The sequence below is a fragment of the Salipiger pallidus genome, assembly GCF_014643635.1.
Classification (GTDB): Bacteria; Pseudomonadota; Alphaproteobacteria; order Rhodobacterales; family Rhodobacteraceae; genus Salipiger; species Salipiger pallidus.
In genome coordinates this window covers 39,154-54,269 of the sequence record NZ_BMJV01000001.1, presented here as the reverse complement: position 1 = coordinate 54,269, position 15,116 = coordinate 39,154, and the positions used below count along the sequence as shown (strand labels likewise).

Below are 15,116 nucleotides of genomic sequence, written 5' to 3'. Positions count from 1 at the left end.
ACCGAATGTCGGGCGATGGCATTGACCCGTTGGAAAGGATAATCAGAGGCGTGTGGGGCGGCCCCAAAGTCATTTTACACGGTACTCTCATAATTTGTATTATGTAATATAAGTATTAGTTGGACCGGTGTGGATGCCCTCGGGTCACCCGGAACTGGACAAGTTCACCTTGGCTCGGCTACTTCCGCACTATTGCCAAGGAGATCTACATGCACCGGTTTCTTGTCCTGAACGGGCCAAATCTCAACCTTCTGGGCGTTCGGCAGCCCGAGGTCTACGGCCATACGACGCTGTCGGATGTAGAGGCCATGTGCCTTGCCCATGCAGAAAAGATTGGAGTGTCCGTCCGTTTCGAACAAAGCAACCACGAAGGTGTGCTTATCGACGCGATCCACGCAGCGCGTGGCACGCTGCACGGGTTGATCCTCAATGCCGGTGCCTACACCCACACTTCCGTGGCGCTTATGGACGCAATCAGTTCGGCCGAGATTCCCACGATTGAACTGCACTTGTCGAACACCCATGCCCGCGAGGAGTTTCGCCACAAGAGCTACATCTCGCGCGTGGCGGTCGGCATCATCTGCGGCTTTGGCGCGCGTGGCTACACGCTGGCCATGGACGCGATGAAGGGTCATCTCGACGATCTCGGAGCCGCCTGATGAGTCTCGGGGTGGATCTGCGCACCACGCTCACCGACATGACCAATTGTGGCAGCGTCGAAGAGCTCTGGGCGATGCACCTCAATGTCATGGCAGTCTACGGGTTCGACCGGCTGATGTATGGTCATACCCGCTACCGCACGCAAACCTCGCTGGGCGATCCCAACGACTTTGTCCTTCTGACCAATCACAAGGCCGACTACACCGACGTCTTCGTGGGCCAAGGGCTTTATCACAACGCGCCCATGGTGAACTGGGCGCTGGAGAACGACGGTGCCTGTTCCTGGCGTGTGCTGGGAGAGCAGCTAGAGCGCGGAGATATTTCGGACTCCGTCCGTAAGGTGATCGAGTTCAACCTGTCTAAGGATGTGCGCGCTGGTTATTCCATTAGCTTCCGCTCGGTCTCGCACCGGTCCAAGGGCGCCATCGCGCTGACCGCGGCTCCCGGCATGGCGCAGCGTGAAGTTGATGCCATGTGGGCGCAGCACGGTGCGGATATCATGCTTCTGAACAACGTCGCGCATCTGAAGATCCTCACCCTGCCCTACATATCCCCCAACCAGTCGCTGACAAAACGTCAGCGTGAGGCACTGGAATGGGTCGGTGACGGCAAGACCATGCAAGACATCGCCGCAATCATGGGCCTGACGCAGGCCACCATCGAAAAGCATCTCCGTCTTGCGCGCGAGGCGCTGAATGTCGAAACGACGGCGCAGGCTGTCGCCAAGGCGGTCTTCCAGAACCAGATGTTCATTCTCGACATCTGAGATAGAACCGACGCCACGAAGACCAATGGTTGAAAAAGCGAACCGCTCGGTCGAGTCGTGGCGATCAGGCCGATCTCAGCGAGTGTTCCCGGACGCACAAGCATTGCATGTTACCGGCGATGAGGATTTTCGATTTTCTTAGATGAGCATTAAATTTTTCGGCAATTTGTGTCCTGAAGTTGACGCTTAGGCAAGAAAACCTCTGCCTGTTAGGGATACCTGTCTTTCAACCTGCCGCAGAAATTGTCAGTCTACATATGTTCCGTGAGTGGTGGCTTTTGCCATGGGAACCCGAGGATCCAACCTTCGCAATTACGGGGGCGCTGGGTTTTCACGTCGGATCGGTTCCGTGCATTTCTCGTGCGGGCCGGTTCGGCACCCTGACTGTCGGCCTGCCCCTCATCCCCAATCCATGGGTTGGCCGCATACGAAAAGAGCCGCCCCATCACGGGGCGGCTCTACTCATTTCAGCGGTGCCCGGACGAAGCGCCCGGGCGGGCCCGATCAGCCCTGAGCTGCCTTGGCAACTTCTGCCGCGAAGTCTTCGACCTTCTTCTCGATGCCTTCACCGACCTGCATGCGCACGAAGCCCACGATGGTTGCGCCGGCTTCCTTGGCGGCCTGCTCGACGGTCAGGTCGGGGTTGATGACGAAGGACTGGTTCAGCAGGGTGATCTCTGCCAGGAACTTCTTCATGCGGCCTTCGATCATCTTCTCGATCACGGCTTCCGGCTTGCCGGATTCACGTGCGATGTCGATCTGGACCTGACGTTCCTTTTCGATGATCGCCGGATCGAGATCGTCAGCGTTCAGAGCCTGCGGACGCGGATCGGCAGCTGCGACGTGCATCGCGACCTGCTTGCCGAATTCTTCGCTGCCGCCGTTCATGGCAACCAGCACACCGATCTGGCCAAGGCCGTCCGCAGCTGCGTTGTGCACGTAGGTCGACACGACTTCACCTTCGACCTTGGCCATCCGGCGCAGGGTCATGTTCTCGCCGATCTTGGCGATCTTGTCGGTGATGACGTCCGAAACTTTCTTGCCGCCGATTTCTGCATCGTTCAGCGCCTCGATGCTGTCCACGCCGGTTGCGGCAGTGGCGATATCCGAAACCATGGTCTGGAATTCGGCGTTCTTGGCAACGAAGTCGGTCTCTGCGTTCACCTCGACAGCGACGCCGACGCCACCGTTGACCTGCACGGCCACGAGGCCTTCTGCAGCGGTACGGCCCGATTTCTTGGCAGCCTTTGCGAGGCCCTTGGTGCGCAGCCAGTCAACGGCGGCTTCCATGTCGCCGTCGGTCTCGGTCAGCGCCTTCTTGGCATCCATCATGCCTGCGCCGGTCATTTCGCGCAGTTCTTTCACCTGTGCAGCAGTGATCGCCATGGTGTGGGTTCCCTCTCGAATGGTAAACGGCGGCCGGCCTCGCCTCGGGCCATGCCGCTCATGTCATGCTTGGGTGACGCTTTCGCGACAGTCCTGATAACTCAGGGCCGGATCGGTTCGGGCAGCGACAGCGCACCGGACCGCCGGTAGGCGGCACCGCCCGGGCACCCTGCCCGCGCGGTGCGCAGTGTCCTTACTGGTTCGCGTCTGCGAGCAGTTCCTCGGCCGGCGCGTCTTCGAGCGCGCCGAGGTCAACGCCTGCAGCTTCCATCTGGCCGGTCATGCCATCGAGGGCCGCGCGGCTCACGAGGTCGCAGTAGAGCGCAATGGCGCGTGCCGCGTCGTCGTTGCCCGGGATGATGTAGTCAACGCCGTCGGGCGAGCAGTTGGTGTCGACGATGGCGACGACCGGAATGCCCAGCTTCTTGGCTTCTGCGATGGCCAGCTGCTCTTTCTTCACGTCGATGATGAAGAGCATGTCCGGCAGGCCGCCCATTTCGCGGATGCCGCCCAGCGACGCCTGCAGTTTCGACTGCTCGCGTTCCATGTGCAGGCGCTCTTTCTTGGTGAGGCCTTCTGCGCCTGCTTCAAGACGCTCATCAATCGCCTTGAGGCGGTTGATGGACTGCGAAACGGTCTGCCAGTTGGTCAGCGTGCCGCCGAGCCAGCGGTGGTTCATGTAGAACTGTGCGCACTTCTCGGCTGCGTCCGCGATCGGCTGGGCCGCCTGGCGCTTGGTGCCGACGAAGAGAACGCTACCACCCTTGGCAACGGTTTCGCGGATGGCGTTCAGAGCAGCGTCCAGCATCGGGACGGTCTGCGTCAGGTCCATGATGTGGATGCCGTTGCGCGCACCGTAGATGAACTCGCCCATGCGGGGGTTCCAGCGCTGCGTCTGGTGGCCGAAGTGCACGCCTGCTTCAAGCAGCTGGCGCATGGAGAACTCGGGAAGAGCCATGTCCGTATCCTTTTCCGGTTTCATATCCTCGGCGGGGGCTTGACCCAAATGGGGCAACCGGTGGACGTATCGCGGATGTCTCCCGCAATAGCCCGACCCCGCCTGCGGGGTTCGTGACGCGCCTATACGGCGATCCGTGCGGCTGCGCAACCCCGGCATGGACACGTATGGACGAATCCTCCGGTTTGGGCGCACTCTGGTGAAAATCATGTGGGAGAGACAAGTGAAAGACCTGACTTCCGTCCGCGGTGTCGGCCCGGCCATGGCCTCGGCCATGCGCGAGATGGGCATCGAGAGCCCTGCAGCCCTTGCTTCCGCCTCGCCCGAGCACCTGACCGCCCTGCCCCGGGTTCAGCTGATCCGCGCTCAGATGCTGATCGAAGCCGCGGCAGAACTTCTGGCGGATGCCGAAGAGCGCATGGAAGCTGAACAAACAGCGCCCGAAGCTCCGACTCCGGAAGCTGTCGCCACGGCTTCGTCTAAGAACGAGGTAAAGAAGACTCGGAAGACTTCCAAAAAGAAGGCCGCCAAGAAAGCTGCGAAGAAGGCAAAGGCTGCAACTCGGAACACCTCCGGCACGTCGAAGAAGGCTGACAAACCCAAGAAGGCCGAAAAGCCGAAGAAAGCCGTGAAGAAGGCAAAGAAGAAGGCGGCCAAGGCAGAGAAAGCCGGGAAGGCTTCGAAGAAGGCCGAGAAGGCAGCAATGTCTGCAAAGACGGCCAAGGACGCAGAAGCGTCCGGAAAAAAGAAAAAATCGAAGAAAAAGAAAAAGGCATAACAGGCCCCGCGCCTGCCCATCCCGCCCGGGTCCGGGCGCAGGTTACCGGGGCCGAACCGGCCCCGGTGCAGATTGTCAGGCGTCAGCCAAGCGCGTAGCCCGCGCCGCGCACGGTGCGCAGCGGATCGTCACCCCCATGCACGCCAAGTGCCTTGCGCAGGCGGCCGATATGGACGTCCACGGTGCGCGTGTCGACATAGATGTCGCGGCCCCAGACCCGATCCAGGAGCTGCTCGCGCGACCAGACGCGACCGGGCTTTTCCATGAAGGTGGACAGCAGTCGGAACTCGGTGGGGCCAAGTTTCAGCTCCTGCCCGTCGCGCATCACGCGGTGGGTCTCCGCATCGAGCGTGATGTCCGAATACTCCAGCCGAAGCCCCGCAGCGGCAGGACGCGCCCGGCGCAGCTGCGCCTTCACCCGGGCCATGAGCTCGCGCACGCTGTAGGGCTTGATGACGTAGTCATCGGCGCCGGTTTCAAGGCCGCGCACCCGGTCCACTTCTTCCGAGCGGGCCGAGAGCATGATGACCGGAACCGCGCGGGTTTCGTTCTTGGTCTTGAACTGGCGGCAGACCTCGATTCCCGACAGGTTCGGCAGCATCCAGTCCAGCACCACGACGTCGGGGGCTTCCTCGTCCATGAGGACAAGCGCTTCCTCGCCGTTGGCGGCAGCAGCCACGCGGAAGCCTTCGGCCTCCAGGTTATAGCGCAGCACCTCGCGCTGCGCCGCTTCGTCCTCGACCACCAGGACGGTGGGTTGATCGGCAGCCATGGATCACTCGACCTCGATGTCGGCGCTGAGCGTCGGGTCGGTGGAGGTGCGATCCCCCTTCATCCGCGGCTCGTCGGGCTTGCGACCGGTGGCCATGAAGATCACCTGCTCGGAGATCGAGGTCACATGGTCGCCCATGCGTTCGATGTTCTTGGCGATGAAATGCAGGTGCATGCACGAGGTAATGTTGCGCGGATCTTCGAGCATGAAGGTCAGGAACTCGCGGAACAGCGTGTTGTACATCTGGTCCACTTCGGCATCGCGTTCGATCACGTCCTGGGCCAGAGCCGCATCACGCTTGATGTAGGCGTCCAGCGCGTCCTTCAGCATCATCTCCACGTCCCGCGCCATGCGGCGCAGGGCGGCGGTCGAGCCACTGATGGGCGACATCTGCGCGAGCACACCGGTGCGCTTGGCCATGTTCTTGGACAGATCGCCGATCCGCTCGAGGTTGCCCGAGATACGCATCACCGCCAGAACGACACGCAGGTCGCGCGCAGTGGGAGCGCGCAGGGCGATGACGCGGGCGGCTTCCTCGTTGAGGGCCTCTTCCATTGCGTCGATGGCCTTGTCGCCACGGCGCACTTGTTCGGCCAGCTCCTCGTCGCGGGTTTCCAGCGACTTGGCAGCGTCCGAGATGGCAACCTCAACGAGGCCGCCCATCTTGAGGATCTGTGCCTGGATGCCTTCGAGGTCGCGATCAAAGGCCGAGGCGATGTGTTGATTGAGCTCGCTCATGACTTATCCGATCCGTCCGGTGATGTAGCTTTCCGTGCGCGGGTCCACGGGGTTGGTGAAGATCTGGCTGGTCTCGCCGTATTCGACGAGGTTACCGAGGTGGAAAAACGCGGTCTTCTGGGACACACGCGCCGCCTGCTGCATGGAGTGGGTGACGATCACCACCGAGTAATCCTGCCGCAGCTCGTCGATGAGTTCCTCGACCTGGGCGGTGGCGATGGGGTCGAGCGCCGAGCACGGCTCGTCCATCAGCAGCACTTCGGGCTCGGTCGCCACGGCGCGGGCGATGCACAGGCGCTGCTGCTGACCACCCGAAAGACCGGTGCCGGGGGCGTGCAGGCGGTCCTTGACCTCGTTCCAGATGGCACCGCGGCGCAGGGCCTTTTCGACGATCTCGTCGAGCTCGGCCTTGTTGCGGGCAAGGCCGTGGATGCGCGGGCCGTAAGCCACGTTGTCGTAGATCGACTTGGGGAACGGGTTGGGCTTTTGGAAGACCATACCCACCTTGGCGCGCAGCTGCACCGGGTCGACGCGCTTGTCGTAGATGTCGTCACCATCGATACTGATCTGCCCTTCGACGCGGCAGATATCGATGGTGTCGTTCATCCGGTTGAGCGTGCGCAGGAAGGTCGACTTGCCACAGCCCGAAGGCCCGATGAATGCCGTCACGGTCTTGTCGAGGATGTCCACGGACACGTCCTTGATGGCGTGCGTGTCACCGTAATAGACCTGCACGTCACGGGCTGCGATCTTGTTCTGTTGAACGTCCAATTCCGTCTTCCTCAGCGGTGCGTCATACATGGGATCATCCCTTTTTATGTTGGTCGCGTCCATGGGTCACCACCGGCGTTCGAATTTGCGGCGGAGCACGACGGCGATCACGTTCATGATGAGCAGGAACACCAGCAGGATGATGATCCCGCCCCAGGCGCGCTCGTAGTAGGCGGGGTCGGCCCGCTTGGCCCATTCGTAGATCTGTGCGGGCATGGCCGAGTTCGGCGCCATGAAGCCCGAGACGATCCCGTCGGGGTAGTTGGTGGCGATATAGCCTACCATGCCGATCAGCAGCAGCGGCGCGGTTTCCCCAAGAGCCTGGGCAAGGCCGATGATGGTCCCGGTCAGGATGCCCGGCATGGCCAGCGGCAGGACGTGGTGGAAGGTTGCCTGCATCTTGGAGGCGCCAACGCCGAGGGCCGCATCGCGGATCGACGGCGGAACCGCCTTGAGCGAGGCGCGGGTCGAGATGATGATCGTCGGCAGCGTCATCAGCGTCAGCACGAGCCCCCCCACCAGCGGCGCGGATTGCGGAAGATGCGCAAACTGGATGAAGGCGGCAAGGCCCAAGATACCGAATACGATCGAGGGAACGGCGGCAAGGTTGCTGATGTTTACCTCGATGATGTCGGTAATGCGGTTCTTGGGCGCGAATTCCTCGAGGTAGATCGAAGCCGCAACACCGATCGGCAGCGCCAGCACCAGCACCACCAGCATCATGAACAGCGAGCCCAGCATCGACACGCCAAGGCCCGCCTGCTCGGCCCGGCTTTCGGAGGCATCCGAGCCGAAGATGAAGCCGGGGTTGAAGCTCTTGTGCAGGGCACCGTCTGCCTGAAGCGCATCCACCAGGTCCAGGTGACCGGCATCGATGTTGCGGTCGTTGACGATGCTGTCACGGCTCACGCGGTCCTTGAGGTAGCCATCGACCCGGCTCGAGGCGAGCAGCTCGAAGGTCACCGTGTCGCCGATGCGGCCGGGGTTCTCGAGCACCCAGTCGCGAACCTCGGCGGCGGCGGAGGCGGACAACAGCGCCTTCATGTCGCCGGCGTCCTCGTAGGACGTCTCGATCCCTGCGTCGCGGACCTGCTGGTAAAGCGCGGTCTGGATCAGCGGGTTGTAGCCGAAAGTGGACACCTTGCGCATGTCCGCAGGATCGCGGTTGCCATTGGGGTCGAGCGCCTGTTCGTCGAGGTACACGGGCACCTCGATGAAGGTTTGCTGGAAAGCACCGATGCCATTGGACACGATGGCGGTCAGCAGCACCACGAGGAAAAACATCCCCGCGCCGATGGCGGCCAGTCCGTAGAAGCGGAAGCGCTTTTCGGCAGCGTTGCGCTTGGCGGTGCGGGCGTCGGCGGTGGTCAGGCTCGACCGGCCCTTGCCTGCGCCGGAATAGGTTGCGTCGGACATCAGTCGTACTGCTCCCGGTATTTGCGCACGATATAAAGCGCGAAGACATTGAGCCCGAGGGTCATGACAAACAGCGTCATGCCAAGGGCGAAGGCCACCAGCGCTTCCGGCGATGCAAAATCCGCGTCCCCGGTAAGCTGGCTGACGATCTTGGCGGTCACGGTGGTCATGGCGTCGAAAGGGTTGAGCGACAGCCTTGCCGCGGCCCCTGCCCCGAGCACCACGATCATGGTCTCGCCTATGGCGCGGGACGCAGCCAGAAGCACCGCGCCGACGATGCCCGGAAGTGCCGCGGGCAGGATCACTTGCTTGATGGTTTCGGACTTGGTGGCACCAAGCCCGTACGATCCGTCACGCAAGGATTGAGGCACGGCATTGATGATGTCGTCCGACAGAGAGCTGACAAAGGGGATCAGCATGATGCCCATGACAAGGCCGGCGGTCATTACGGCGGTGCCTGCCTGCATCCAGCCCAGGCCGTCACGGCCAAAGACTGATAGCAGCAGCGGGCCGACGGTGAGCAGCGCGAAGAGACCGTAGACGATGGTCGGGATGCCCGCGAGCACCTCGAGCAGAGGCTTGGCCCATGCGCGCATCTTGGGCCCTGCGTATTCCGAAAGGTAGACGGCGGCGAAGAGGCCGATCGGCACCGCCACCAGCAGCGCGATGAACGAGATATAGAGCGTGCCCCAGAGCAGTGGCCAGATGCCCAGCTGCGAGCCACCACCAAAGGACGGCGACCAGGTCAGCGAACCAAAGAATTCGGAGGCGGGATAGATGCGGAAGAACTGGATCGTGTTGCCGATCAGCGAAAGCACGATCCCGAGCGTGGTCAGGATGGCAATGCAGGCGGCGCCCAGCAGGATGATGCGGATCGCGCCTTCGACAGAGTTGCGGGCCCGGAATTCGGCAGAGGTCTGCAGCCAGCCCCAGGCAGCACCGCCGATGGCAAGCGCGAGGACCACGGCGGTCATCATCAGCGTCCCTGTCGCGGTCATGGCACGCCAGGTCTGGGCGGCGGCCAACACCTCGGGGCTGACGCTGCCGCCGATGGCGGCACCGGCCTCGGCCAGGCGGTCGCGGACATTGCTCGTGGCGGCATCGAGGCCGGACGCCTCGGAGGCGCTCATCAGTCCCTGCTCGACCGCTGCATCAAGCCCGTCCGCCACCCGCCGCACGTCCGACATGACAAGGCCGATGGTCGAGCCTTCGGGCACGGCGCCCTCGCCCAGCTGGGCGCTGACGGTGGTGCTGACCACGAAGGGCTGGGCGACGAGCCAGACGGCCAGAACCAGAAGCGCGGGCACCAGTGCCTTGAGCGCGACGTTCCAGCCGTAGTAATTGGGAAGAGAATGCGGGCGGTCCCCGCCGGACGCGCTTGCGACACGGGCCCTGCCGGCGAAATAGCCGGCCAGCGCAATCGCCAGAACGATGAGAAATAGCCAAGTGACCGGCATGATGCCCCCGGTATTCAGGTTTTGCGACAGTGCCTTCCTAAGGCGAAAACGGGGCGGCGTTAAGCCCGCCGCCCCGTGGTATCGATCCCCGAGGGGACAGATTACATGCTCGAGCCCATGGTCTCTTCGTCAGCGATCTTCTGCTGGGTCGCTTCCAGCTCGGGATCGGACACGAGGCCGTAGTTGGCGAGCGGGCCGTTCGGGCCGGCGATCTCGTTGGAGACGAAGAACTCAGCGTATTCCTTCAGGCCGGGGATGACGCCGATGTGGGCCTTCTTGATGTAGAAGAACAGCGGGCGCGACACCGGGTATTCACCCGACGCGATGCTCTCGGTCGAGGGCTCGACACCGGACATGGTGGCGACCTTCAGGGTGTCGGTGTTGTTCTCGTAGAACGCGAGGCCGAAGACGCCGACGCCGTCCGAGTTGGAGCCGATGCGTGCGAGGGTCTCGGTGTAGTCGCCGTCGATGTCGACCGACAGGCCGTCGGTGCGGACTGCCATGCAGGCATCCTCGGCGTCGTCTTCGGACATGCCGCCTGCGATCATAGCTTCCATGGCGCCGGTGTCTTCACAGCCCTGCAGCAGAACCTTTTCCTCGAAGACTTCGCGGGTGCCGTGGCGGGTGCCCGGGATGAAGGCCGCGATCTCGACGTCCGGTAGATCCGAGTTGAATTCGGCCCAGTTGGTGTGGGGGTTGTCGACGATCTCGCCGTCCACAAGCACCTGAGCGCCAAGGGCGTTGAACCAGTCGGCCGGCTCGAACGCGGTGAATTCGGGGCCGTCGATCTGGCTGGCGAAGACGATGCCGTCATAGCCGATGCGGGTTTCGATGATGTCCGTCACGCCGTTTTCGGCGCAGGCTTCGATCTCGCGCTCGCGGATGGCGCGGGATGCGTTGGCGATGTCGATGGTGTTCTCGCCCACGCCTTCGCAGAAGCGCGACAGGCCGGCGGAGGAGCCGCCCGATTCCACGACCGGGGTCGGGAAATCGAAGTTCTCGCCGAAGGCTTCCGCCACGATCGAGGCGTAGGGCAGCACGGTGGAGGAACCCGCGACCTGAACGTTGTCACGGGCGGCAGCGGCCGAAGCCGACACGGCTGCGATGGCGATTGCCGAAGCGGCGAGTTTAACGGATTGCATGAAGTATGCTCCTGTCTTTGGTTTAAGTCCCAATCCCCTCGGGGACCTCGCGGTGACGCCTAAGCCCGGCGCGCTATGCTTTTGTGACGGGCGTGTAACGGTTTCATGACAACGCGCCGGATCGGACGATTTTCTGCCCTCTATGGTAAAGCGCGCCGTCACCTCCTATGACAGGAGCGCCGTGGCGCGGGATCGCGGCGCTGGCCGCACAGCGGGAGGCAACGCATTGAAACAAAAAGACTTCAAGTCATCCGCCGGGGATGCCGCCGTGATCTGGATCGCGCCGATGTCGATCGAGCTGCAGCTGGGATCCAAGTGGCCGGTGGGCCGTGAGAGATTAAGGCGGCTGTCACGTTTCCTGCCTAGACCTTTGCTCAATCCGCTGCGTCCCGGGATTCGCAAGGCCGAACCCTTCGCCATTCCGACCCGGTTTTTCGGCGCGGCCACCCCCGTGGAGGACACCCAGCGCTACGCCCTTCTGGCGGATCTGCAGGCGCACCGGGACGATCCGCGCGGCAGCCTGTGGCATGCCCAGATGATGGATGCGCTCTCGCGCAAGGGGGAAGCGCGTTACAAGACGACGGCATTCCGCAGCGAGGATGAGATCCTGGGCTTTCTCGGCGGCACCATGCCTGATCTCTTCGACAGCATCCGCACCCGCGGTTTCGACGCTGCCGAAACCGGGTTCGAATCGAGCGCGGTGATCGGGCCCGGCGGGCGGCTGGTCAAAACCGGGTCGGGCAATCACCGGTTCTGTATCGCGCGACTGATTGAGCTGGACCGGTTTCCGGTGACAATCGTTGGCGCCGATGAAGGCTGGCTGGACGAGACCTTCCCCGGGGGGTACGACGCGCAGGCGGTGCTGACCGCCCTGCCCGCCATCGCCGAGGCGCATTCCGGTCGAGGCCACTGATCTGACAACCTGTCCATAACCGGTTGAGCGAAACCTGCCGGTGCCCTCTTCAACGACATGGCATCGGGCCTGCCACAGGGCCTTTCCCAGGTAAGGCCCCGCTTTTCGGACGCCAGCCGCGCTCAGCGCACCGGCAGCACCACGCTGAAGGTTGTGCCCTTGCCCGGCGCGCTTTCGATGCGCATGCGGCCCCGGTGACGGTTGACGATGTGCTTGACGATGGCAAGTCCCAGCCCGGTGCCGCCCTTCTCGCGCGAGCGGTGGGTGTCGACGCGGTAGAACCGTTCGGTCAGGCGCGGAATGTGAATCGGGTCGATCCCCGGCCCGGTGTCCGTCACCGACAGCTCGATACCGTCGGTGCGCAGGCGCTTGCGGTAGCTGGGAGGATCAAGACGGATGCGCACTTCGGCGCCCTTGCCGGAGTATTTCACCGCGTTCTCGGTGAGGTTCACGAGCACCTGCCGCAGCTGGTCCGGATCGCCGGGAATTTCGAGTGTACCCTCCGGCAAGTCCGTCAGAAGCGTGATGCCCGCCTCCTCCGCCAAGGGCGCCAGCCCGCTTACCACAGACCGCACCAGCCCCGGTAGATCCAGCGGGTTGAGGGGGCGTACCCTCTCTTCCGCCTCAACCCGGCTGAGGGACAGCAAGTCGCCAACGAGGCGCTCCATCCGGCCGGCTTCGGCCTCCATGATCGTCAAGAACCTGTCTCGGGCCCCTTCGTCGTTCCGCGCCGGCCCCTTGAGCGTTTCAATGAATCCCAGAAGCGCGGTCAGCGGCGTGCGCAGCTCGTGGCTCACGTTGGCAACGAAATCGCGGCGCATCTGGCTGGCCTGTTCGAGGTGGCTCACATCCTGGAAGGTCAGCATCACGCCCGGCCCCTTCTCGAGCGCCACGAGCCGGCTCGAGACGTTCCAGGTGGTGGTCTGCTGGCCGCTGGAATGCTGGTAGCGGGTCATCCGGTGGACGCCGTCGCGGAACGTCGCCTCGATCGCATCGAGGAGAATGGGCTGGCGCAGAGCGGTGATGAAATGCCGGCCCTCGAGGCCCTCGCCCAGAACGTCGCGCAGTTCAGCATTGGTCGCGACCACCCGCTCGTCCCAGCGGATGAGCAACGCCGGAAGGGGCACCGCCCCGACGAATTGTTCCGCTTCCGCCTTCACGCCCGGTCTCCCGCTGCCTTGCCCACGCTCCGAACCATCCGCCGCGCCGAAGCGCGACGTGAACACCAGATTTGCAACGGTTTCATGACAGTGTCAGAGTTTCTTGAGCCCCTGCGCAAAGCGCCGCGCGTTTTTCTGGTAGCGCAGGGCCGAGTCGCGAAGCTTTTCGATGGCGGCCTCGTCCAGCTGGCGTACCACCTTGCCGGGCATGCCCATGACAAGGCTACCGTCGGGAATTTCCTTGCCCTCGGGCACCAGCGCGCCGGCGCCGATCAGGCAATCGCGGCCGATCTTCGCGCCGTTGAGGATGGTCGCCCCCATACCGATGAGGGTGTTCTCGCCGATGGAGCAGCCGTGGATCATCGCCTTGTGGCCGATGGTGCACCCCGCACCGATGATCAGCGGAAAGCCCATGTCCGTGTGGCACACCACGTCTTCCTGCAGGTTGCTGCCGGCGCCCACGCGGATCTCTTCGTTATCGCCGCGCAGGGTGCAGCCAAACCAGACCGAAGACGCCTCTTCGAGCACGACCCTGCCAACGATGTTCGCATCGGGCGCGACCCAGGCCCCAGCGGCGATCTGCGGCGCGATGCCGTCAAGGGCATAGATCGGCATCACTCAGTGACCTCGAATTCCTGCTGCAGCCTGCGCACATGGTCCAGCAGCTGAGGCTGCTGGGTGCGCCGCAGACGCGAGGCGGTGACGATGCTTTTCAGCCGTGCCTCGGTCTCGTCGAGTTCCTCGTTCACCAGCACGAAATCATACGATCCCCAGTGCGAGATCTCGTCCCAGCTTTTCTGCATGCGGCGGTCGATGATGTCAGCCCCGTCCTGCCCACGCTGTTCCAGCCGGCGCTTGAGCTCGGCGATGGAGGGTGGCAGCAGGAAGATCGACAGCGTGTGCAGCGCAAGTTCGGAATTGGTCATCTGCTGGGCGCCCTGCCAGTCGATGTCAAACAGCACATCCTTGCCGTCGATGATTGCATCTCGCACCGGCCCCTTGGGAGAGCCGTAGAAGTTGCCGAACACATGCGCATGTTCCAGCATGTCGCCCGCGTTCACCGCCTTCTTGAAGGCGCTTTCGGTCATGAAGTGATAATCCTCGCCGTCCACCTCGCCGGGGCGCGGCGCGCGGGTGGTGGCCGACACCGAGAAGATGATCGACGGATCCCATGCCCGCAGACGCTTGGCCAGCGTCGATTTCCCCGCGCCCGAAGGCGAGGACAGGATGATCAGAAGACCCCGTCGGTTCATATATCTTTACTCCACGTTCTGGACCTGCTCGCGCATCTGGTCGATGACCGTCTTGAGGGTCAGGCCGATCTGCGTCAATGCCGAAGCGCCGGATTTCGAGCAAAGCGTGTTAGCCTCGCGGTTGAATTCCTGCATCAGGAAGTCGAGCTTCCGGCCCACCGGCCCTTCTGAGGCCAGCAGATCGTGCGCCGCATCCACGTGGGCAGAGAGGCGGTCGAGCTCTTCTGTCACGTCGGATTTCACCGCGATCAGCGCCAGCTCCTGCGCGACACGGACCGGGTCGGCACTGTCGGCGGCGTCCATCACGCGGGCCAGCTGGGCGCGCAGCCGCTCCGCCTGCTCGTCGCGGCGCGCCTCGACAGCTTGGGCGGCATCGCGGATCAACCCCTCGATCTCGTCAAGCTGCGCGGACAGGACCGCATGCAGTGCCGCGCCTTCGCGGCAGCGCATCTCCACGAAGGCGTCTAGCGCCGCTTCGAACCCCGTGAGCAGCGCCTTGCGCAGCTCGGTGCTGTCCACGGAAAACTGCCCCGAGGCCATGACGCCGCGCAGCGCCACGATCTGTGCGGCTGTCGACGGCTCGAGCGCGAGGCCCCGGCGTCCGGCGGCTGCCTCGATCCGTGCGATGGCGTCCAGCACCCGAGCCATGCCCGTTTCGTCCAGTTCGGACGCGCCCTCTTCGGCGGCCCCGGAAAGCCGCAGGGAGACTTGCACATTGCCTCGCGCCAGACGTTTGCCTGCAGCGCTGCGCACCAGCGGCTCCAGCCCCTCGATGCGGTCCGGAAGGCGCAACCGGAGCTCCAGCCCCTTGCCGTTGACGCCCCGAAGCTCCCAGATCCAGCGCAGGTCGCCGTGATCTCCGGAATGTGACGCAAAACCGGTCATGGATTGCCGCATTTTGGCCTCCCTACGTTAAGATGCCGACGAACTGAGTGCGGCTCCTGAA

At 63.4% G+C, this 15,116-nt stretch carries 16 protein-coding genes; 4 read left to right on the top strand and 12 right to left on the bottom strand.

The features are described from left to right. The first annotated feature begins 209 nt into the window (after window positions 1–209). Both aroQ and IEX41_RS00245 read left to right on the top strand, forming a co-directional pair. Complete coding sequence (aroQ, locus tag IEX41_RS00250; protein WP_188787687.1) at window positions 210–659, top strand: type II 3-dehydroquinate dehydratase; 450 nt, start codon at window positions 210–212, stop codon at window positions 657–659. Further along, a complete protein-coding gene (locus tag IEX41_RS00245; RefSeq protein ID WP_188787685.1) occupies window positions 659–1,426 on the top strand; it encodes a LuxR family transcriptional regulator in 768 nt (255 codons plus the stop codon). The genes aroQ and IEX41_RS00245 overlap by 1 nt, the downstream gene beginning before the upstream one ends. Window positions 1,427–1,930: 504 nt before the next feature. On the opposite strand, the gene tsf is transcribed toward IEX41_RS00245, so the two are convergent. Together tsf and rpsB are read right to left on the bottom strand one after the other, a co-directional pair. After that, window positions 1,931–2,812 (bottom strand): translation elongation factor Ts, encoded by an 882-nt coding sequence (tsf, locus tag IEX41_RS00240; protein WP_188787683.1) that lies wholly within the window; start codon window positions 2,810–2,812, stop codon window positions 1,931–1,933. A gap of 193 nt (window positions 2,813–3,005) precedes the next feature. Next, window positions 3,006–3,770, bottom strand: a complete 765-nt coding sequence (gene rpsB / locus IEX41_RS00235; protein WP_188787681.1) for a 30S ribosomal protein S2 — start codon at window positions 3,768–3,770, stop codon at window positions 3,006–3,008. A gap of 223 nt (window positions 3,771–3,993) precedes the next feature. On the opposite strand from rpsB, the gene IEX41_RS00230 reads away from it, so the two are divergent. Beyond that, complete coding sequence (locus tag IEX41_RS00230; RefSeq protein WP_188787678.1) at window positions 3,994–4,548, top strand: helix-hairpin-helix domain-containing protein; 555 nt, start codon at window positions 3,994–3,996, stop codon at window positions 4,546–4,548. Window positions 4,549–4,630: 82 nt separating this feature from the next. Here the strand turns inward: IEX41_RS00230 and phoB are convergent, their stop codons facing one another. From phoB to IEX41_RS00200, 6 genes are all read right to left on the bottom strand, one after another. After that, entirely contained in the window at window positions 4,631–5,320 is a 690-nt protein-coding gene (gene phoB, locus IEX41_RS00225; protein WP_188787676.1) for a phosphate regulon transcriptional regulator PhoB, read from the bottom strand. 3 nt (window positions 5,321–5,323) lie between these two features. After that, window positions 5,324–6,058, bottom strand: coding sequence for a phosphate signaling complex protein PhoU (gene phoU / locus IEX41_RS00220; protein ID WP_188787674.1), 735 nt, complete (start codon window positions 6,056–6,058; stop codon window positions 5,324–5,326). A 3-nt stretch (window positions 6,059–6,061) separates the two neighbouring features. Then, a complete protein-coding gene (gene pstB, locus IEX41_RS00215; RefSeq protein WP_188787657.1) occupies window positions 6,062–6,859 on the bottom strand; it encodes a phosphate ABC transporter ATP-binding protein PstB in 798 nt (265 codons plus the stop codon). A 36-nt stretch (window positions 6,860–6,895) separates the two neighbouring features. Then, window positions 6,896–8,245 carry a phosphate ABC transporter permease PstA gene (gene pstA, locus IEX41_RS00210; RefSeq protein WP_188787655.1) on the bottom strand — a complete coding sequence of 450 codons (1,350 nt, stop codon included), beginning with the start codon at window positions 8,243–8,245 and terminating at the stop codon, window positions 6,896–6,898. After that, the gene (gene pstC / locus IEX41_RS00205; protein ID WP_188787653.1) at window positions 8,245–9,702 is read right to left on the bottom strand and encodes a phosphate ABC transporter permease subunit PstC; all 1,458 of its coding nucleotides are present in this window, start codon (window positions 9,700–9,702) and stop codon (window positions 8,245–8,247) included. Before pstC ends, pstA begins: the two co-directional genes overlap by 1 nt. A 101-nt stretch (window positions 9,703–9,803) precedes the next feature. Beyond that, window positions 9,804–10,844: a PstS family phosphate ABC transporter substrate-binding protein gene (locus tag IEX41_RS00200; RefSeq protein ID WP_188787651.1), complete on the bottom strand. Its 1,041-nt coding sequence runs from the start codon at window positions 10,842–10,844 to the stop codon at window positions 9,804–9,806. Between the two features lie 226 nt (window positions 10,845–11,070). On the opposite strand from IEX41_RS00200, the gene IEX41_RS00195 reads away from it, so the two are divergent. Continuing rightward, the gene (locus IEX41_RS00195; protein WP_188787649.1) at window positions 11,071–11,757 is read left to right on the top strand and encodes a hypothetical protein; all 687 of its coding nucleotides are present in this window, start codon (window positions 11,071–11,073) and stop codon (window positions 11,755–11,757) included. Between the two features lie 122 nt (window positions 11,758–11,879). On the opposite strand, the gene IEX41_RS00190 is transcribed toward IEX41_RS00195, so the two are convergent. From IEX41_RS00190 to IEX41_RS00175, 4 genes are all read right to left on the bottom strand, one after another. Next, window positions 11,880–12,917, bottom strand: coding sequence for a sensor histidine kinase (locus IEX41_RS00190; RefSeq protein ID WP_188787647.1), 1,038 nt, complete (start codon window positions 12,915–12,917; stop codon window positions 11,880–11,882). 93 nt (window positions 12,918–13,010) lie between these two features. Further along, window positions 13,011–13,532 carry a gamma carbonic anhydrase family protein gene (locus tag IEX41_RS00185; protein WP_188787645.1) on the bottom strand — a complete coding sequence of 174 codons (522 nt, stop codon included), beginning with the start codon at window positions 13,530–13,532 and terminating at the stop codon, window positions 13,011–13,013. After that, window positions 13,532–14,170 carry a guanylate kinase gene (gmk, locus tag IEX41_RS00180; RefSeq protein ID WP_188787644.1) on the bottom strand — a complete coding sequence of 213 codons (639 nt, stop codon included), beginning with the start codon at window positions 14,168–14,170 and terminating at the stop codon, window positions 13,532–13,534. Before gmk ends, IEX41_RS00185 begins: the two co-directional genes overlap by 1 nt. A 6-nt stretch (window positions 14,171–14,176) precedes the next feature. Further along, window positions 14,177–15,067: a YicC/YloC family endoribonuclease gene (locus IEX41_RS00175; RefSeq protein WP_188787642.1), complete on the bottom strand. Its 891-nt coding sequence runs from the start codon at window positions 15,065–15,067 to the stop codon at window positions 14,177–14,179. Between the last annotated feature and the right edge of the window lie 49 nt (window positions 15,068–15,116).